General features: G+C 59.8%; 16 protein-coding genes. 5 read left to right on the top strand and 11 right to left on the bottom strand.

The genetic code is table 11. The annotated features are described in order from the left end of the window. The first annotated feature begins 168 nt into the window (after positions 1 to 168). Genes H8F22_RS08815 through H8F22_RS08805 form a run of 3 tightly spaced genes read left to right on the top strand, consistent with a single transcriptional unit; the run spans position 169 to position 5,644 of the window. Positions 169 to 1,413 carry an exonuclease SbcCD subunit D C-terminal domain-containing protein gene (locus tag H8F22_RS08815; RefSeq protein WP_194939976.1) on the top strand — a complete coding sequence of 415 codons (1,245 nt, stop codon included), beginning with the start codon at positions 169 to 171 and terminating at the stop codon, positions 1,411 to 1,413. Beyond that, positions 1,410 to 5,051: an AAA family ATPase gene (locus H8F22_RS08810; RefSeq protein ID WP_194939975.1), complete on the top strand. Its 3,642-nt coding sequence runs from the start codon at positions 1,410 to 1,412 to the stop codon at positions 5,049 to 5,051. The genes H8F22_RS08815 and H8F22_RS08810 overlap by 4 nt, the downstream gene beginning before the upstream one ends. Next, positions 5,048 to 5,644, top strand: a complete 597-nt coding sequence (locus tag H8F22_RS08805; protein WP_194939974.1) for a glutathione S-transferase — start codon at positions 5,048 to 5,050, stop codon at positions 5,642 to 5,644. The genes H8F22_RS08810 and H8F22_RS08805 overlap by 4 nt, the downstream gene beginning before the upstream one ends. A gap of 73 nt (positions 5,645 to 5,717) precedes the next feature. Here the strand turns inward: H8F22_RS08805 and H8F22_RS08800 are convergent, their stop codons facing one another. From H8F22_RS08800 to H8F22_RS08765, 9 genes are all read right to left on the bottom strand, one after another. Then, positions 5,718 to 5,975, bottom strand: coding sequence for a hypothetical protein (locus tag H8F22_RS08800; protein ID WP_027923417.1), 258 nt, complete (start codon positions 5,973 to 5,975; stop codon positions 5,718 to 5,720). Then, complete coding sequence (locus H8F22_RS08795) at positions 5,972 to 6,184, bottom strand: hypothetical protein (RefSeq protein WP_027923416.1); 213 nt, start codon at positions 6,182 to 6,184, stop codon at positions 5,972 to 5,974. The genes H8F22_RS08800 and H8F22_RS08795 overlap by 4 nt, the downstream gene beginning before the upstream one ends. A 115-nt stretch (positions 6,185 to 6,299) precedes the next feature. Then, on the bottom strand, positions 6,300 to 6,425 hold the full coding sequence (locus H8F22_RS32880; RefSeq protein WP_256218381.1) for a hypothetical protein: 126 nt from the start codon (positions 6,423 to 6,425) through the stop codon (positions 6,300 to 6,302). Positions 6,426 to 6,635: 210 nt separating this feature from the next. Continuing rightward, positions 6,636 to 6,815: a hypothetical protein gene (locus H8F22_RS08790; RefSeq protein ID WP_059180948.1), complete on the bottom strand. Its 180-nt coding sequence runs from the start codon at positions 6,813 to 6,815 to the stop codon at positions 6,636 to 6,638. 156 nt (positions 6,816 to 6,971) lie between these two features. Beyond that, the gene (locus tag H8F22_RS08785) at positions 6,972 to 8,147 is read right to left on the bottom strand and encodes a lactonase family protein (protein WP_059180949.1); all 1,176 of its coding nucleotides are present in this window, start codon (positions 8,145 to 8,147) and stop codon (positions 6,972 to 6,974) included. Next, positions 8,134 to 8,430: a DUF5629 family protein gene (locus tag H8F22_RS08780; protein WP_194939973.1), complete on the bottom strand. Its 297-nt coding sequence runs from the start codon at positions 8,428 to 8,430 to the stop codon at positions 8,134 to 8,136. Before H8F22_RS08780 ends, H8F22_RS08785 begins: the two co-directional genes overlap by 14 nt. A 200-nt stretch (positions 8,431 to 8,630) precedes the next feature. Continuing rightward, a complete protein-coding gene (locus tag H8F22_RS08775) occupies positions 8,631 to 10,211 on the bottom strand; it encodes an aldehyde dehydrogenase (NADP(+)) (protein WP_059180951.1) in 1,581 nt (526 codons plus the stop codon). Between the two features lie 10 nt (positions 10,212 to 10,221). Next, positions 10,222 to 11,214, bottom strand: coding sequence for an AraD1 family protein (gene araD1, locus H8F22_RS08770; RefSeq protein WP_059180952.1), 993 nt, complete (start codon positions 11,212 to 11,214; stop codon positions 10,222 to 10,224). A 150-nt stretch (positions 11,215 to 11,364) separates the two neighbouring features. Further along, a complete protein-coding gene (locus H8F22_RS08765) occupies positions 11,365 to 12,687 on the bottom strand; it encodes an MFS transporter (RefSeq protein ID WP_027923410.1) in 1,323 nt (440 codons plus the stop codon). A 193-nt stretch (positions 12,688 to 12,880) separates the two neighbouring features. Here H8F22_RS08765 and H8F22_RS08760 point away from each other — a divergent pair, with 193 nt between their 5' ends. Continuing rightward, positions 12,881 to 14,617 carry an IlvD/Edd family dehydratase gene (locus H8F22_RS08760; RefSeq protein ID WP_194939972.1) on the top strand — a complete coding sequence of 579 codons (1,737 nt, stop codon included), beginning with the start codon at positions 12,881 to 12,883 and terminating at the stop codon, positions 14,615 to 14,617. Between the two features lie 122 nt (positions 14,618 to 14,739). After that, positions 14,740 to 15,459, top strand: a complete 720-nt coding sequence (locus H8F22_RS08755; protein WP_027923408.1) for a FadR/GntR family transcriptional regulator — start codon at positions 14,740 to 14,742, stop codon at positions 15,457 to 15,459. A gap of 179 nt (positions 15,460 to 15,638) precedes the next feature. Here the strand turns inward: H8F22_RS08755 and H8F22_RS08750 are convergent, their stop codons facing one another. Beyond that, positions 15,639 to 18,014: an efflux RND transporter permease subunit gene (locus tag H8F22_RS08750; RefSeq protein WP_059180953.1), complete on the bottom strand. Its 2,376-nt coding sequence runs from the start codon at positions 18,012 to 18,014 to the stop codon at positions 15,639 to 15,641. A gap of 25 nt (positions 18,015 to 18,039) precedes the next feature. Then, positions 18,040 to 19,092 (bottom strand): WD40/YVTN/BNR-like repeat-containing protein, encoded by a 1,053-nt coding sequence (locus H8F22_RS08745; RefSeq protein WP_027923406.1) that lies wholly within the window; start codon positions 19,090 to 19,092, stop codon positions 18,040 to 18,042. Positions 19,093 to 20,119 lie beyond the last annotated feature (1,027 nt).

The following is a 20,119-nucleotide window of genomic DNA, read 5'->3' as shown; positions in this document are numbered from 1 at the left end:
CGCCTGTGCCGATTTTACGACTGCTGCGCAGCCGGACGCAGGCTTCGCCAGCTGCTACAGGGTTTTGGTGTCGCTGGCCACATCGGGGGTGTTTGCCAGTAAACTCCCTCCCCTTTAGCCGCCTTCATTCCCCACGCGGCCATCACCTTATTTGCAACGGAGTCCGCCTTGCGTCTGTTCCACACCTCCGACTGGCACCTTGGGCAGAATCTGCACGGCCAGGAACGCGATTTCGAGCACGCCTGTTTTCTCGAGTGGCTGTTGCGCCAGCTGAAGCTGGACCAGCCCGATGTGCTGCTGATCGCCGGCGACATCTTCGACACGGTCAACCCGCCGGTCAAAGCCCAGGAACGCCTCTACGATTTCATCGTCAGCGCCCACGAGCAGCAGCCGTTGCTGACCATCGTAATGATCGCCGGCAACCACGATTCCGGCTCACGAATCGAACTGCCCGCGCCCTTGATGCGACGTCTGCGCACCCATGCGCTCGGCCGCGTGTTGTGGCTGGATGACGGTCAACTGGATGCTGAACGCCTGTTGCTACCGTTACCGGATGCGCGCGGTGAGGTTGCCGCCTGGTGCCTGGCGCTGCCGTTCCTGCGCCCTGCCGAAGTCACCGGCGCGCAGCTGGGCGACAATTATCTGCGCGGGATTGGCCAGGTTCACGAATGGCTGATCGAAGCGGCCAACGCCAAGCGCACACCTGGCCAGGCATTGATCGCCATCAGCCACGCGCACATGGCCGGCGGTTCGGTGTCTGAAGATTCCGAGCGCAGCCTGATCATCGGTAACGCCGAGGCCTTGCCCGCCAGCCTGTTCGGCCCCAGCATCAGCTACGTCGCCCTTGGTCATTTGCACAAGCCGCAGAAGGTCAACGGCGAAGAGCGCATCCGCTATAGCGGCTCGCCGATTCCGCTGTCGTTCTCCGAGATCGGTTATCAGCATCAGATTCTCGACGTCACCCTCGACGGCGAAACCCTGGTCAGCGTCGAACCCAAACTGATACCACGGGCAGTGAACCTGCAACGCATCGGCCCGGTGCCGCTGGCAGAGATCCTCCTGCAACTGGCGGACCTGCCCAACATCGATTTGCTGGCCGACACCCAGCGCCAACCGTGGCTGGAAGTCCGGGTGCGACTCGACGAACCACAACCCGACCTGCGTCATCAGGTTGAAACCGCCCTGCAAGGCAAAGCCGTGCGTCTGGTGCGCATCGCCGCCGAATACGCCGGCAATGGCAGCCGCGATGGCGTCGACGACGGCACCACGCTGGTGGAACTGGACCAACTCACACCTCAGGAATTGTTCAGTCGCGCCTGGCAGGACAGCTACGGCAGTGAGGTCGATGAGCAAACGCTGAAGGATTTTGCCGAGTTGCTGCAAGACGTGCAGATGGAGCGCGAACAACCATGAAGATCCTCGCGATCCGCCTGAAGAACCTCGCCTCCCTGGCCGGTCCGTTTGAGATCGACTTCACCGCCGAACCCTTGGCCAGCGCCGGTTTGTTCGCGATTACAGGGCCGACCGGTGCCGGTAAAAGCACCTTGCTCGATGCTTTGTGCCTGGCCCTGTTTGGCGCTGTGCCGCGTCTGAGCAATGCCCAGGTGTCCGCAAAAGCGCCGGACGCCGATGGCGAAATCAGCACCGGCGACCCTCGCACGCTGCTGCGTCGCGGCACCGGCGAAGGCTATGCCGAAGTGGATTTCGTCGGCATCGACGGTCGCCGCTACCGCGCGCGCTGGGAAGCCAATCGCGCCCGGGAAAAGGCTGGCGGCAAGTTGCAAGCCAGTCGCCAGAGCTTGCGCGACATCGATCAGGATCAACTGCTGGCGAGCCAGAAAGTCGAGTTCAAAACTCAGCTCGAATCCGTATTGGGCCTCAATTTCGAGCAGTTCACCCGCGCCGTGTTGCTCGCCCAGAGCGAGTTCAGTGCCTTCCTCAAGGCCAACGACAACGAACGCAGCGAACTGCTGGAAAAGCTCACCGACACCGCGCTGTACACCCGGCTCGGTCGCCGTGCGTTCGACAAGACCAAAGAAGCGCGTGAAGCGCACAAGCTGTTGCAAGACCAGGCCACCGGCGTGACGCCGCTGGCGCCCGAAGCCCGCGCCGAACTGGATGAACGCTTCAATGAAGCGCAGCAACAACTGAAGACACAGCAGGCGCAGCTCAAGCAGCTTGAGCTGCAACACACCTGGCTCAAAGACCTGCGCCAGTTGCAGGACGAACAACTGAGCGCCACGGAGCAATTGACCGGCGCGCAGCAGCATTGGGAAAGCCAGGTCGGCGAACGCCTGAAACTGACGCGCCTGGAGCAATTGGCCCCGCAACGGCATCAATTCGCTCGCAAAACCGAACTCACCGCCCAGCTCACTCCGTTGGCCGAACAAATTCAGCACCACACGCAACAGCAACAGGAACTGACGCAGCGCCAGACGCAACTCGAGCAGAGCCTGAGCAGCGCCCACACCGCACTGACCGAAGCGCAACATCAGCACACCCACAGTGCGCCGTTGCTGCGCCAGGCCTTTGAAGCGCAAAGCACCCTCGCCCGTCTGGTCAAGGACACGAGCCTCAGCGCCGATCTCAAGCAGCAAGCCGAGTTGGCCTGCACTCAGGGTCAGAACACGATTCAAGGTTTGCTGGACCAACAGAAACTCGTCGCCGAACGCCTGCAACGCATCGCCGGCGAGCTTGAACAAAGCGCCGCTCTGGCGCCGCTCAGCGAGGCGTGGAATGCCTATCGCGATCGCCTGCAACAGCTGATGTTGATCGGCAATCGGCTGAACAAGGGCCAGGCCGAAATGGCCGACCTTGAGCACAGCGCCACACGCGCAGCACAAGCATTCGCCGTGCAAAAGCAGCAGCTGGAAGTGCTCTACAAAGAGGCAGGCGCCGAGCCCGAGGCCGTGGCTGAACAGATCCAGTTACTCGGCAATCTGTTGCAGGACAACCGCAAGCAACTGCGAGCCTTCGAAGAGCTGACACGACTGTGGACCCAGCAGCGGGAACTGGACAGCCGTGGCGCGGAGCTTCAACAACGCCAGTCGACCGCTCAGCAAGAACGGGATCGGCTGACCCAGGACGGGGTAAAAACCAGGAACGAACTGACGGTCGCCGAACAGACCCTGACCGTCACCCGCGAACTGCTGGAGCGTCAGCGTCTGGCCCGTAGCGCCAGCGTCGAAGAATTGCGTGAGCAGTTGCAGGACGATCAACCGTGCCCGGTTTGTGGCAGCCCCGACCATCCCTATCATCAGCCGGAAGCGCTGCTGCAAAGCCTCGGTCGTCATGATGAAAACGAGCAGGCCAACGCGCAGAAAGTCGTCGACCAACTGAAGGAAAAGCTCACTGACTTGCGCGGCGAAGTCGGTGGCTTGATCGCTCAGCAAAAAGAGCTGTTACAGCAGCAAGAGCAGCTCGCCACCCAGCAACAAGCCCTGACGCCAAGCCTCGACGCGCATCCCTTGTCGGCACAATTGCTGGCGCAGGACATGAACAAACGCGATGCCTGGCTGACACAGCAAAACCATCAGTTGAACCAGAGCATCACCCAGGACGAACAGCGGCAAACCGCCCTGCTCACCTTGCAACAGGACGCCGCACGCCTTCAGCATCAACTGCGCAGCGCCGAAACCGCAAGCCAGCAAGCAGCGCAGCACTTGAGCACTCAGCAACGCGAGTTGAGCAGCGATCGCCAGCGTCTGGATGAAGAACTGACGGCGTTCAGCACCTTGCTCCCGAGCGAGACGCTGGAGGCTTTGCGCAACGAACCCGCCGCGACGTTCATGCAACTCGACCGGCAGATTGCTCAGCGCCTGGAGCAACTCGACCAGCAACGCGATGAACTCAGCGAACAGCTGCAACGCCAGCAGACGCTGGAGAAAGAACAGGACCGCCAGCAGACGCGCCTTCAGCAACTGGAAGTTGCCAAGCAGCAGTTCGATACCCTCGCCGAGCAACAGCAAGCCTGTCAGCAGACCCTGACGCAATTGTTGGGCGCACACGCCAGTGCCGAGCAATGGCAGCAGCAACTCGATCAAGCGGTCGAACAGGCACGCACCGCAGAATCGACCGCCAATCAGGAACTGCAAACCGTGCGCACGCGCCTGGTGCAATTGGCAGCCGAACTCAAGGCCCTGCAGGAACGCTCGTTGGCACTGGAAGCCGAAGACCGCGAGTTGAACAGCAAGATTGCTGATTGGCGCGCGCTGCATCCGGAGCTGGATGACGGTGGTCTGGAAGCGTTGCTGAGCGTCGACGACCAACAGGTCAGCGAACTGCGCCAGCAATTGCAGCACAGCGAAAAAGCCATCGAACAGGCCAAGGTTTTGTTGCAGGAGCGCGACAAGCGCCTGCTCAACCATCAAGCGCAGCACAACGGCAACCTCGACGCCGAACAACTGGCTAGCGCGCTTGCCGAACTGCAAAACCTGTTTGCCGCCAGCGAACACCGCTGCGCCGAGCTGCGCGCCGAACAGGCCGAAGATCAGCGTCGGCAAAACGCCAATCAGGCGCTGGCACAGCAGATTGCCGATGCCTACACCGAGTATCAGCGCTGGGCGCGTTTGAGTGCCCTGATCGGCTCGGCCACCGGCGACACCTTCCGCAAGATCGCCCAGGCCTACAACCTCGACCTGCTGGTGCATCACGCCAACGTGCAACTGCGCCAACTGGTGCGCCGTTATCGGTTGAAACGCGGCGGCAGCATGCTCGGATTGTTGGTGATGGACACCGAGATGGGCGATGAACTGCGCTCGGTGCATTCGTTGTCCGGCGGCGAGACGTTCCTGGTGTCGCTGGCGTTGGCCTTGGGCCTGGCGTCGATGGCCTCGAGCACGCTGAAAATCGAATCACTGTTCATCGACGAAGGCTTCGGCAGCCTCGATCCGGAATCCCTGCAACTGGCCATGGACGCGCTCGATGGCTTGCAGGCTCAGGGTCGTAAAGTCGCGGTGATTTCCCACGTGCAGGAAATGCATGAACGGATTCCGGTGCAGATTCAGGTTCATCGCCAGGGCAACGGCCTGAGTACGCTGGAGGTGAAATGAATACGCTGTATTCGTTCCGCCGCTGCCCGTACGCCATGCGTGCGCGCATGGCCCTGCGCTACTCAGGGGTCGCGGTTGATATCGTCGAGGTCAGCCTCAAGGCCAAACCCGCCGAGATGCTCGCCCTGTCGAGCAAAGGCACGGTGCCGGTGCTGAACGCTGATGGCCGGGTGATTGATGAAAGCCTGGCGATCATGCACTGGGCGTTGGCGCAAAACGATCCGCAGGACTGGTTGCTCAAGGATGATCCCGCCGGGCAGGCGCAGATCGCCGCCCTGATCGAAACAAACGATCAAGTGTTCAAGGTGCATTTGAATCACTACAAGTACGCCGAACGTTATCCCGAGCAGCCGATGGAGGTTTATCGGGCGCAAGGTGAGGTGTTTTTGCGTCAGCTTGATGAAGGGTTGCAGGGGCGCGAATACTTGCTGGCAGCACATCCAAGCCTGGCGGATGTAGCGTTGATGCCGTTCGTTCGGCAGTTCGCCCACGTGGATCGCGAGTGGTTCGCGCAGACGCCTTATGCGCGGTTGCAGAACTGGTTGCAGCGGTTTCTGGAGTCGGACCTGTTTACCGGCGTGATGAAGAAGTAAGCACATCCCGATCCCCGTAGCCGCTGGCGAAGCCTGCGTCCGGCTGCTACAAAGTGCGTGCCGGGCAGGCGATTCAGGCAAGCACTTCACACATCTGCAACACCGAGCAATCCACCTGGAATGGCCCGAAGAAATCGACCTGGCGCTTGATCGGTGGATTACCCGCCAACAGCCCCATCGCCTTCTGCGTTTCAATGTTGCGTGCAAGGTTGTGATTGGCTTCTATCGACCGGGCCACGGAACCGGCCGAGCCCTGCCCGATGCCCAGCAACGAAGCGCCGTTTGTCATGAACGCCAGAAAGGCGATTACCCAGAGTTTGCGCCCTTTCATGCCCCGACCACTCCCGCCAGTTCTGCGTGATCGACCACGACGTCTTGAGCGCGGTGTTCGAACTGGATAGCGGGATAAGCGACCTGAATCGGCGCGTCTACGGAGTGTTGCGATTGAGCCGAAAGGCTGACCACCAGCACCATTGCGACGTAAAGACCGATGGCCAGGTAGGCGCCGTGTTTGGCAGAAGTGAGGATTGAGCTGGCCATGGTGTTCTCCGTGGGCATGTTTCGATGCCCACAGAATCAATCAAAAATGCTGTGGTAACCACTCAGGGTTATCCATAGTGACCATCAGCTTCGTTGATCATTAAGCCAATCTATTTCAGTCGTTGATAAAACTCATCATGCGTTCGCGGGCCGCGTCCGGCTCGGACGAAACGGGCTGTGCGTCCGAAAGAATGGGGGTGGAATATAGAAATAGAAGAACCACTGCCAGACGCATCGCCATGCTGTCGATCCTTGTTATTAGAAAAGGAGTCAAAAACTCAGCGTCAAATCTAGACTCGTGGCCATGTGATATCAAGCTAGAAAATGATGGCAATATGATGCTGTCGTAAACGCGTTATGCAGGAGCGACATCACTCAGGTTTCTCAAAGCGTTTCAGCTTGATCGACGCAAGTGACTTCGCTCCTGCATAAAAGGTGCAGGGCTGGAATTTCAGGCTTGGGTTTTGTGATCCAGAGCGGCGTAGAAGTTGGCGCTCTGTTGCAGGTATTTCTGGGTATAGCTCTGAGCGTGGGATTTTTTCTCGCTGATTTCAACGTTGGCGCTGGCTGGCAGAGCAACGGTGGCGGAGATAGCTGAAGCGGCGATAACAGAGAAGAGATTGAAGTTCATGGCGGTATTCCTCGGATTCAGTTGGCTTGCTTGCCCGGTGGGGCCGTGAAGCAAACTTAACCTTCGAGGGTCCGCGTCTTGAAATGCTTTGTAGCATTAGCAGATATCAGCATCATTAATAGAAGGATGCAGGCCCCTAGTACCGGGGCCTGCGGCCTATTGACGCAGCATGAACTTGAGGTCGCTTGGCGCGTCCATCGGCAGCTTTTGCACGGTTTTACCCAGCAAACCGGTCTTGGCATCGCGTTCGACGACGACAATCTGGTTGCTCTTCTGATTGGCAATCAACAGGAATTGGCCACTGGGATCGAGGCTGAATTCGCGCGGATGGTCGCCATCCACGGAGCGTCGCTGCAATTCCTTGAGGTGGCCAGTCGCCGGGTCGATGGCAAACACCAGCAACTGATTGGCGGTGCCACGGTTGCTGACGTAGAGGAATTTGCCATCCGCGGAGGCATGCAGCGCCGCCGCGGCCTTATCAGACGTGGGCTGGCCCGCCGCGAGGTCAACCATCTGCGTTTGCTCCAGTGTGCCGTCCTTGTAATCGAACACGGCCACCTGAGCACTCATTTCCATGGTCAGCCAGGCATGCTTGCCATCGGCGCTGAACAACAGATGACGCGGCCCGCTGCCTGGCGGCAACTGGACTGACGCCGGTTTGGCCGGCGTCAATGGCAGGTCCGGGTTGGCCTTGGGGTCGAAGTGATAGACAAAGACCTTGTCAGCGCCCAGGTCATTGGAGAACACGTACCGACCGTCTGGCGAGGAAATCGTCGAGTGCACGTGAGCCGACATCTGCCGCTCGGGGTTGACCCGACTCGACAGATGGCTGCTCATCTGCACCACGGTGTTGAGTTTGCCATCGGTGCCCACCGGCAACACCGCAAGGGTGCCGCCCGGATCTTCCACCACCGAGTAGTTGCTGACGAACAGATGACGGCCATCGCCGCTCAGGCTCGAATGGGTCGGCTCGTTGCCCAGGCTCTGCACCTGATTGATCAGGCTCAGCGCATGGGTTTTGGGATCAATGGCATAACTGCTGACGCGCCCGACCGGATCTTTCTGCCCTGGGCCGTTTTCGTTGACCACGAACAGCCGATGCTGATCCTTGGACAGCGTCAACCAGGACGGATTTTCAGTCTTGATCACTTGCAGTGGCTTGGGGTTGATCTGCCCGGTCGAACTGTCGAAGTTCAGGCGATAAATGCCCTGGCTCTGCCCCGCCGTGTAGGAACCCACCAGCAACTGATAGTCCTCGGCCGAAGCGGCCTGAGTGCCCATCGCGCCGATACTGCCAGCCATCAACAGAGGCCAGATTTTACGCATCCTCATGCTCGTCATCCTCGTCGTCACCGCCGCCGAATGCTTTCGTACACACCAGACGATGCTCACCGGAACTGCCGGTGATCACCCAGCTTTGCAGGGTCGGGTCGAAGGTGGCTGCCTGAATCTGTGCCGGGGTGAACTCCCAATGCTTGGCCGCTCGGCCGTCCATGCATTCAATGTGCAAGTTGTCGTCTTCATCGAGGGAGAATTCGAAAGCATGCAACCCGTCGATTTCCACCATGTCGCAGTGTTCGAGGGTGTTAAGCAAGGTGTCGGCTACGGCAGTCATGGCAATCAATCTTTGAATGGGAAAGACGCAATGATAGCTCAATGTGCTCACGGCCCGATGCCGACCACAAAACTCACCAGCAACACAAAACAATGTTGGAGGGAGCCTGCTCGCGATGGCGGTCTTTCATTCAACATTGATGTTGGAAGTTAGATTGCTATCGCGAGCAGGCTCACTCCTACAGGGATTGTGTTTAACCGTTAGAGGGCTTCTCGTGATGGCTGGCCATCCACCAGTCGCTGGATGCGCAGCGGATTGCCATTCTTCAACGCGTCCGGCAGCAGGCTGTCCGGGTAGTTCTGGAAGCACACCGGGCGCAGGAAGCGGTCAATCGCCAAGGTGCCCACTGACGTGCCGCGTGCATCAGACGTCGCTGGGTACGGTCCGCCGTGGACCATCGAATCGCAAACTTCCACACCGGTCGGATACCCGTTCAGCAGAATCCGCCCGACTTTTTGCTCCAGCAGCGCGGTCAGCTCGCCGAACTGTTCAAAGTCCGCCGGATCGCCAATGATCGTTGCCGTGAGCTGGCCATGCAGCCCGTTCAGTGCAGCGCTCAGTTGTGCCTGATCGGCCACTTCCACCACCACCGTGGTCGGACCGAACACCTCTTCCTGCAAGACTTCATCACCCTTGAGCAAAAGGCTGACGTCCGCCTTGAACAGTTGCGGCTGAGCCTGATTGCCCTGTTGCGCGTTGCCCGCCAGGTGCGCGATACCCGGATGCGCGAGGAGTTTTTCCAGGCCTTTGCCGTAGCTGCTCAAGGTTCCGGCATTGAGCATGGTTTGCGCCGGCTGATCGTTGATCAACGACACGACCTGCTGCACGAATGCGCTGAACTGCGGGGAACGAATCCCGATCACCAACCCTGGATTGGTGCAGAACTGACCACAGCCCTGAACCACTGACGCCGTCAGGTCACGGGCGACTGTATCAGCGCGGCTGTGCAACGCCTGTGGCAACACGATCACCGGATTGATGCTCGACATTTCCGCGAACACCGGAATTGGCTGAGGGCGTGCAGCGGCCATGTCGCACAAGGCGCGCCCGCCCTTCAACGAGCCGGTAAAGCCGACGGCCTGAATTGCCGGGTGCTTGACCAGCGCTTCGCCGACCCCGCCACCGTAGATCATGTTAAACACACCGGCCGGCATGCCGGTTTTTTCCGCGGCACGCAGGATTGCGTCAGCCACCCATTCGGCCGTGGCCATGTGACCACCATGCGCCTTGAACACCACCGGGCAACCCGCCGCCAGGGCCGAGGCGGTATCGCCGCCCGCCGTCGAGAACGCCAACGGAAAGTTGCTGGCCCCGAACACGGCCACCGGGCCGAGCCCGATACGGTATTGGCGCAAGTCCGGACGTGGCAGTGGCGTGCGTTCGGGCAATGCTTTATCGATCCGTGCACCGTAAAAATCACCGCGACGCAGCACCTTGGCGAACAGGCGCATCTGGCCGCTGGTGCGACCGCGTTCGCCTTGAATACGGCCGGCAGGCAGCGCGGTTTCGCGGCAGACCACGGCAACGAATTCGTCACCCAGAGCGTCCAGTTCATCGGCAATTGCATCGAGGAATTGGGCGCGACGTTCCGCGCTCAAGCTACGATAGGCCGGGTAAGCCGTCGCGGCAGCCTTGGCGGCGGCGTCCACTTCTTGCGCAGTGGCCTGGTAGAAATCATGCGGCAACGCTTCGCCGGTGCTGGCATCGAGGCTCTGGAGTTTGAGCGAGCCGACAGCGCTGCGCTGGCCACCGATGTAGTTGTGTCCAAGGATCAGGGTCATGCGTATCTCCTTAAAGGGTGACGACGGTGCCGGGTTCGAACGCTGCTGGCGCAGGCTCGATGCCGTTGATCAACGGTGCACCAAACTCGACCTGGCTGATTTCAAACACATCACCCGGCCGCGTACGAATACCGTCGGCGAACGACAGGGTCGCGGTGCCGAAGAAATGAATGTGCACGTCCCCCGGACGCAGGAACTGGCTGTACTTGAAATGATGGTATTCGAGGTTTTCCAGGCTGTGGCACATGTTGGCTTCGCCGCTGAGAAACTCGTTCTGCCACAGCACTTCGCCGTCGCGCAGGATGCGGCTGGTGCCGGCCAGATGTTGGGGTAGTTCGCCCACCCGAAGCTCCGGCCCATAGCTGCAACTGCGCAATTTTGAGTGTGCCAGGTACAGGTAATTCTTACGTTCCATGACGTGATCGGAGAACTCGTTGCCGACCGCATAACCGAGGCGATAAGGCTTGCTGTCGTGACCGATCACGTAGAGGCCGCTGAGCTCGGGCTCTTCGCCGGCGTCTTCGGCGAACGGTGGCAGCGGGAACGGTTGGCCCGGCCGAACGACGATGCTGCCGTCGCCCTTGTAGAACCATTCCGGTTGTACGCCGGCCTGCCCTGCGTCCGGTTTACCGCCCTCCACGCCCCATTTGAAGATGCGCATGGTGTCAGTCATGGCCGCTTCGTCACCGGCCTGTTGATGCATTTTGTCCCGGGCCGAGGCGCTGCCCAAATGGGTCAGGCCGGTGCCGCTGACCAGCATGTGAGCCGGGTCCGGGTGGTCCAGCGGTGGCAGGATGCGCAGCGCGGCGAGCAGTTCGGCGTAGTTGTGGCTGATGCCCAGGCCCAGGGCGTTTACTTGCTGCTGCAGAGTTGTGCCGGCTTCAATGGCTGCCAGTGCCAGATCGCGAACGGTATGCGCGTTCTGCACTTCACGGACCAGACCGTCCTCGACGACACCGACGCGGCGCTCGCCATGACTTAATTCGAATTGAACCAAACGCATGATTTTCTCCTGTTTATTCGAAACACCACCGATCCCCGTAGGAGTGAGCCTGCTCGCGATGAGGCCATCACCTTCAACATTGATGGCGACTGATACACCGCTATCGCGAGCAGGCTCACGCCTACAGTTGATCGGCGTTAACCCTGAAACTCAGGTGCGGGTTGCACCACGCGCACTGGCCGCAAATTGATCCGCCGGCAGCACGTGCTTGCGCTCCAGCAACCGGTAAACCACGCCCGTCAGCACCAGCCCGAACACCATCACACCCGACAGGAAATACAGCCCCGACGCCAGGTTGCCGGTGTACTCCTTGAGCGCACCGATCACGAACGGACCGATGTAACCACCCAGGTTGCCCACCGAGTTGATCAAGGCGATCCCGGCCGCCGCACTGGCCCCGGCAAAGAATCGACCCGGCAAAGTCCAGAACACTGCCGTGCAGGAAAACAGCGCAAACGCCACCAGACACAGCGCCGCCAGTTGCAACACCGGCACCGTCAGCCAGGCGCTGAGGAACAGGCCGATGGCACCCAGCACATACAGCACGGCCAGGTGACCGTAGCGGTCATTCAATCGGTCGGAGCTGCGCGGAATGATCAGCAAACCGACAATCCCAAAGATGTACGGCACTGCCGAGACGAAACCGGTGACGAGGTCGCTGCCGCCGAACTGTTTGATCAACGTCGGCAACCACAGACCCAAGCCATAAATGCTCAACGTCACTGGCAGATAAAACAGTGCCAGCAGCAATACGCGTTTGTCCTTGAGTGCGTGCAACGGGTTGCCGTGACGGGTCTGGCCGTATTGCTCAAGGTCCTTTTTCAACTCACCGGACAGCCAGTCTTTCTCGGCCTGGTCCATCCATTTCACTTGCTGTGGACCGTCAGGCAGGTAACGCAGCACCGGCCAGGTCAGCAGGATCGCCGGTGTACCGATGACGATGAACAACCACTGCCAGCCGTGTAAACCGAGGGTGCCGTCCATGCCGAGCAAGCCGCCGGACACCGGTCCGGTGACCATCATCGCGATAGGCTGGGACAGGATGAACAGACCGAGGATCTTGCCGCGATGGCGAATCGGGAACCACTGCGTGATGTAGTACAGAACGCCGGGGAAGAACCCGGCTTCCGCCGCACCGAGCAGAAAGCGCATCACGTAGAAACTCTGCGGTCCCTGAACGAACGCCATGCCGATGGTGATCGCGCCCCAGGTGATCATGATCCGCGCAAACCAGCGTCGTGCGCCAAAGCGATCGAGCATCAGGTTGCTGGGGATTTCAAACAGGAAATAACCAATGAAGAACAGCCCGGCACCCAAGCCGTAAGCGGCGTCGCCGAGGCCGATGTCGGCGCCCATGTGCAGCTTGGCGAAGCCTACGGCGGAGCGATCCACATAGGCGATCAGGTACAGCAGGATCAGGAAGGGAATCAGTTTCAGCGTGATGCGACGGATAAGCCGCAGTTCCTGGCTCATGAGATCGGTCTCCGATTGTTGTTGTTATAGAACCTCGGGGGCCGCCTCTCGCCGAAAACAACCAGGGCCAACCCTCCGTTGAAATCGACTATATAGTAATACTATTTACCCAACAACACTTCCAAACCTGTGAATTTGAGCTTATGTTACGCCGTAGTCGCAACAATATAGTCATACAATAAGAGAATCGATCATGTCTGATAAGAAACCCACCCTGCGCTCCGCCCAATGGTTTGGCACCGCCGACAAGAACGGCTTCATGTACCGCAGCTGGATGAAGAATCAGGGCATCGCCGACCACCAGTTCCAGGGCAAACCAATCATCGGCATCTGCAATACCTGGTCGGAATTAACCCCGTGCAACGCGCACTTCCGCCAGATCGCGGAGCACGTCAAACGCGGGGTGATCGAGGCCGGTGGCTGGCCGGTTGAATTCCCGGTGTTCTCCAACGGCGAATCCAATCTGCGCCCGACTGCCATGTTTACCCGCAACCTGACGAGCATGGACGTCGAAGAAGCCATTCGCGGCAACCCGATTGATGGCGTGGTATTGCTGACCGGTTGTGACAAAACCACCCCGGCGCTGCTGATGGGCGCGGCCAGTTGCGACGTGCCGGCGATCGTCGTCACCGGCGGTCCGATGCTCAACGGCAAGCACAAGGGCAAGGACATCGGTTCGGGCACGGTGGTCTGGCAGCTCAGCGAACAAGTGAAAGCCGGCACCATCACCCTCGACGACTTCCTCGCAGCCGAGGGTGGCATGTCCCGTTCGGCGGGCACTTGCAACACCATGGGCACGGCATCGACCATGGCCTGCATGGCCGAAGCACTGGGTACTTCCCTGCCCCACAACGCGGCGATTCCGGCGGTTGATTCACGCCGCTATGTCCTCGCGCACATGTCCGGCATGCGTGCGGTGGAGATGGTTCGAGAAGACTTGAAGCTGTCGAAAATCCTCACGAAAGAAGCCTTCGAAAACGCCATTCGTGTCAACGCCGCCATTGGCGGTTCGACCAACGCCGTAATCCATTTGAAAGCCATCGCCGGCCGCATCGGCGTGGACCTGGAGCTGGACGACTGGACCCGTATCGGTCGCGGCATGCCGACCATCGTCGACCTGCAACCGTCCGGGCGCTTCCTGATGGAAGAGTTCTACTACGCCGGCGGCCTGCCCGCCGTGCTGCGCCGTCTCGGTGAGGCCAACCTGATCCCGCATCCGAATGCCTTGACTGTCAACGGCAAGACCCTCGGCGAGAACACCAAAGACGCGCCGATCTACGGCGAGGACGAAGTGATCCGCACCCTCGACAACCCGATCCGTGCCGACGGCGGCATCTGCGTGTTGCGCGGCAACCTGGCGCCACTCGGTGCGGTGCTCAAGCCGTCCGCGGCCACGGCAGAACTGATGCAGCATCGTGGGCGCGCGGTGGTGTTCGAGAACTTCGACATGTATAAGGCGCGGATCAACGATCCGGAACTGGACGTCGACGCCAACTCGATCCTGGTAATGAAGAACTGCGGGCCGAAGGGTTACCCGGGCATGGCTGAAGTCGGCAACATGGGTTTGCCAGCCAAGTTGCTCGCCCAAGGCGTGACCGACATGGTGCGCATTTCCGATGCGCGCATGAGTGGCACCGCCTACGGCACCGTGGTGTTGCACGTTGCACCGGAGGCGGCGGCAGGTGGGCCATTGGCGGCAGTGAAAGAAGGTGACTGGATTGAGCTGGACTGTGCCAGCGGCCGTTTGCACCTGGATATTCCGGATGCTGAACTGGCCGCGCGGATGGCGGACTTGCAGCCACCGCAACAGATGATCCTGGGCGGCTATCGTCAGCTGTACATCGACCATGTGCTGCAGGCGGATCAGGGTTGCGACTTCGACTTCCTGGTCGGCTGCCGCGGCGCCGAAGTGCCGCGCCACTCTCACTAACCCACTGCCCCCCCTGTGGGAGCGAGCAGGCTCGCTCCCACAATTGCTTTGCACCTGCCTCAAGATCCCGTCGTGCCTGTTATCATGCAGCCCCCCCTTCGCACAGGACCGCGCCGTTCCCCATGGATTACCGCAAACCCTCCGACCGCAAAAGCATGCACTCGCGCATTGTCCAGGAACTGGGCATGCAGATCGTTTCCGGGCGCTTCAAGCCGGACGACAAACTGCCCGCCGAAGCCCTGTTGTGTGAGGAGTATGCGGTCAGCCGCCCGGTGCTGCGCGAGGCCACCCGAGTGTTGGTTGCCAAAGGCCTGGTGTATTCCCGTCCGCGAGTGGGTACGGTGGTCAAGCAGCGCAAGGAGTGGCATATGCTCGACCCGGACGTTTTGCATTGGTTGATGCAAAGCAGCCCGCAGAATCAGTTTTTCGATTTGCTCACCAGTGTGCGCAGCATCATCGAACCCGCCGCCGCTGCACTCGCCGCGCAGTTCGCCACGGAGGCAGACATCGCGTCCATCGGCGAAGCCTACCAGCGCATGGAAGCGGCGCCGACCCCGGAAGCGTTGCTGCAACCGGACCTGGACTTCCACAGCCGCATCGCCGATGCAACCCACAACGACTTGCTGGCCAACCTGTGCAACATGCTGTCGGTGGCGATTGCCGAAGCCTTGAAGCATTCCAACCAGCGGCCGAACCTGCATGAACTGGCGCTGCCCCGGCACAAGGCGATTCTCACCGCCATCGAAAACCGCGATGCCCTCGGCGCACGGCATGCGACGCTGGTGCAGTTGGACGATGCGCGCAGTGCGTTGAATGTGGTGTTGGGTAGCGATCCTTCCTGAAAAAACACATCCCCTGTAGGAGCAGAGCTAGCTCGCGATGGCGGAGGGTCACTCAACATAGATGTTGAATGTAAGACCGCTATCGCGAGCAAGCTCTACTCCTACAGGGGGGTTAGTGTTGAATTCGGGGTGTAAAAAAGCCGCAACCAGGGTTGCGGCTTTTTTGTTTCAGGCAAGGATCAGTGAGCGAACAGCGAGTTGCCCTTCTGCCCGGCCAGTTTCTCCGGTTTGATCAGGAAGCGTGCCAGCGCCGGCAACAGCCACAGCGCGCCGAACATGTTCCAGAGCAGCATGAAGGTCAGCATCAGGCCCATGTCAGCCTGGAACTTGATGGCCGAGAAGATCCAGGTGCACACGCCGATGGCCAGGCACAGACCGGTGAACAGCACGGCTTTACCGGTGGACTTCAGCGTCTGGTAATAGGCTTCTTGCAACGGCAGACCGGCACGCAGGAAGCTTTCCAGACGGCTGTAGATGTAAATGCCGTAGTCCACGCCAATCCCTACACCCAGCGCAACCACCGGCAGGGTCGCCACTTTCACACCGATACCCATGAAGGCCATCAAGGCGTTGCCGAGTACCGAGGTCAGCACCAGTGGCAACACGATGCACAAGGTCGCCGCCCACGAACGGAAGGTGATCATGCACATGGTCGCGACACAGATGTAGACGAGGATCAGGATGGTCAGCTCGGATTCCTTGATCACCTCGTTGGTGGCCGCCTCGATGCCGGCGTTACCGGCCGCGAGGATGAATTCCAGGCCGTCCTTGTTGTTCTCCTTGGCGAAGTCCTGCACCGCATGCACGGCGCGATCCAGCGTTGCCGCCTTGTGATCGTTGAGGAACACCAGCACCGGCGCCAGGGAGCAGCTGTTGTTGTACAGGCCATCGGCACGGGCGATGGAGTTGTTCAGCACGTCCGGGTTACGCGACAGGGTTTCCCATTTCAGGTTGCCCTCGTTCATGCCCTTGATCATCTGCTTGGACACGGTCACCAGGGAAATCGCCGACTGCACGCCCTCGGTGTTCTGCATCTTCCACATCAGCTCATCGATCGGTGCCATGGCTTCATAGCGTGAGCAACCTTCGGCCTTGGTCTTGACCATCACCACCAACACATCGGAACTGGTGGAATAGTTACTGATGATGAAGTTGTTGTCCTTGTTGTAGCGCGAGTCCGGACGCAGTTCTGGTGCACCCTGATCGAGGTCACCGATTTTCAGGTTCTGGCTGTACCAGAGGCCGCCACCGAAGGCGATCAAGGCGAGGAAGATCGACACCGGCGCGACTTTTTTGCTGGCGAAGTTCGACAGCAGGCGCCAGAACGGGTGTTCGCGGTGTGCGTCTTTCTTGCTGCGTTCAACGGCTCGCTTGCTGATACCGACGTAGGAAATCGCCACCGGCAGCAGGATCAGGTTGGTGAACACGATCACCGCCACGCCGATGGACGCGCCGATGGCCAGCTCACGAATCACACCGATGTCGATGATCAGCAGCGTGATGAAACCCACCGCATCCGCGAGGATCGCAATCATCCCCGGCAGGAACAGCTGACGGAACGTGCGTCGCGCAGCGGTCAGTGCGTTATCGGCCTCACTGGATTGCAAGGCGATACCGTTGATCTTCTGTACGCCGTGGGAAATACCGATGGCGAAGATCAGGAACGGCACCAGCATCGAGTAAGGATCGAGCCCGAAGCCGAAGAAGTGCATCAACCCCAACTGCCAGACCACCGCCACCAGGGTGGTACTGAGTACCGCCACGGTGCTGCGCATGCAGTTGGTGAACCAGTACAGCAGGATCAGCGTGATGATGAAGGCGACGCCGAAGAACATCACCACCATGACCAGGCCATCGATCAGGTCACCTACTTTCTTGGCGAAACCGACGATGTGGATCTGCACATTAGGGTTCTGCTTTTCAAACTTGTCGCGGATCTTTTCTTCCAGCTGGTGGGAGAACTGGCGATAGTCCAGTGCCACCAACTTGCCTTGGTCCTGCGGGTCCGGGTAGGACTCCAGCAGCGGGATGTCGACGATGCTCGACTTGAAGTCGTTGGCCACCAGCCGCCCGACCTGCCCGGACTTGAGGACGTTGTTGCGCAGCAGATCGAGGCTTTGCTGGGAGCCGTTGTAACTTTGCGGGATCACTTCACCCCCGGCGAAGCCCTCCTCCGTTACCTCGGTCCAGCGCACGCTCGGGCTCCACAGCGACTTGAGGCCGGAACGGTCGACGCCGGAAATGTAGAACACCTCGTCGTTGATCTGACGCAGGGTCTCCATGTATTCCTTGGAGAAGATATCGCCGTCAGTGGCTTCCACCGAGATGCGCACGGTGTTGCCCAGGTTCGCCAGATCGTTGCGGTGCTCCATCATCTTTTGAATGAAGGGATGCTCGAGCGGGATCATTTTTTCGAAACTGGTGGACGGCCGGATCAGCGTCGCCTGCCAGAACAGGAAAATACTGACCAGCAGGCAGATCGTGATCACTGCCGGGCGGTTGTTGAAAATCAGGCGCTCTAGAAACGTCGCCTTGTCCTGGTGATGACTTGTCATGGATGTCATAGCTCCGCCCTTCTTATTATTTGCCCAGCTCTGAGCCGGTTGGCGAAGTAGCGCGAACGCCGCCCTGTCCTGCCAGAATCAGATTGCCGTTGCCCGCCGCCGTCACTGCCGAAACGGAAATGCGATCCGGACGGTTGAACACGCTGAAGGTTTCGCCGTTGTCGTTGCTGCGGATGACCGAGCCGCCGTTGCCGACGATCACGATGGCGCCGTCGTCAAGCAGCGTTGCACCGGATAACCCGAACTCCAGCGCGCCGCGAGTGGCTTTGAGTTCAACCTGTTCCCAGGTGCTGCCGAAATCCGTAGAACGGTAGAGATTGCCGCGCAGACCGTAAGCCAGCAGCGTATTGGCTTGTGCCGTGCCGATCACGCCGAACAGCGAACCTTGGTACGGGCCTTCGAGTTTTTCCCAGGTCTGGCCCCAGTCGGCAGAGCGGAACATGCTGCCCTGTTCGCCGACGATGAACAGCCCGGCATCCTTGACCGATGCGATACCGTTGAGGTGGAACTGGTCTTCGTTGTCCAGGCGATCACTGGCGTCTTCCCAGTGCTTGCCACCGTCGGTGGTTTCCAGCAGCGCGCCATACGCGCCCACGGCAAAGCCGCTGTTGGCGTCCTTGAACCAGACGTCGAGCAGCGGAGCTTCGCGTTTCAAATCTTCGAATTGCTTGGTCCAGGTGGCGCCACCGTCCTCGCTGGCGAGGATCTGAGCGTCATGGCCGACGGCCCAGCCGTGTTTGTCATCGACGAAAAACACCGAGGTCAGCAGTGCGCGGGTTGGCACCTTGGCTTGAACCCAGGTTGCGCCCTGATCGTCGGAATACAGGATATGCCCGCGATCACCGACCGCCACCAGGCGCTTGCCGGCGTGGACGACATCGAGCATCAGGCTTTTGACGGCCTTGGCAGATTCAATGGCAAAAACAGTATCGGATGCTGGCGCGGCAGCGGCCAGCGCAGGTGCCGACAAGGCGGCACAGCCCAACAGCGAGAGCGCTGTAGCCAGCAACGCGAATTTGCGCAGTGCCGGCGGGCGGCAGATACCCACACCCATGACAGGCTCACTCATAGACCTTCCCCCATTATTATTGTTAGGTCGTTCAACCTTTCAGGGCGCCGTAAGGTGGCTCGTGGTGATTGGCTGTTTGGAGCTTAGTCCTGAAACGCGCAATCTAGAGCCCCTTCGGAAGCTGGCTTATCCTATCGGGGTTTGGAAAGGTCTGACAATCGACGCCACGTTATCTTTTGTTAACCTGACGGGGATGGGGTTTGGCTGAATGATTGGGTATCAGGTGGGGTGATTGGGGGTTTTCTGCTTGGTGATCGGAGCTCGATGTACATATCCGTTGCTGCGGTAACGGCTGCTTATGGTTTCGCTCTTACAGCGACTCACTTTTCCAAACGCCGAAAAGTAAGCAAAAGGCTTCGCCCCGGCGTACGGCACTTCGCTAAGGCTCAGTGTTCCCTCGCTACGGTGTCCATCAGGGGGCATCGCCTACGGTCTGCTTCGCTACGACCTCCTCTCGATGTGTGCGGCTTCGCCGCACGGCGCTACGCGCCTACCCCCCTGATGAACACCTACGCTCGGCCTGCCGAAGGGGCGAAAGATCAAAAGCAGATCAAGATCAAGATCAAAAGCCAAAACCAAAGCCAAAACCAAAACCAAAACCAAAACCAAAACCAATAAGATCAACAAATCGCAACCACACACAACTTCGAGATGGACACACGCAATCAAAACCAGGCCGGCCGGTAGGCCGCCTCTGCTGTTTTTGATATGCCCGCCCCTTCGGGAGGCTGAGTGGAGGTGTGCATCCGGGGAGTGGCGCGTAGCGCCGTTCGACGCAGTCGAACACGCTGCATGTAGGTCGTAGCGAAGCAGACCGGAGGGCAGTGTCCCCGGATGGATACCGGAGCGAAGGAACGCCGAGCCTTAGCGAGGGGCCGGACGCTCGGGGCGAGCCTTTTGGGGTACTTTTTTGGCGTTCGGTACGTGTCAAGGTACCTGTCGCCTTGGTACTTCCGCTGCTAACCCATTGCGCCGTTAACTTCAGGGCGTTCTGGGTTCAAATACACCGCATCTGCCAGCTTCCAGT

This window comes from Pseudomonas mucoides (assembly GCF_015461845.1).
Taxonomy (GTDB): domain Bacteria; phylum Pseudomonadota; class Gammaproteobacteria; order Pseudomonadales; family Pseudomonadaceae; genus Aquipseudomonas; species Aquipseudomonas mucoides.
Note: the sequence above shows the minus strand (reverse complement) of the source record. Positions and strands in the feature narration are given on the sequence as shown.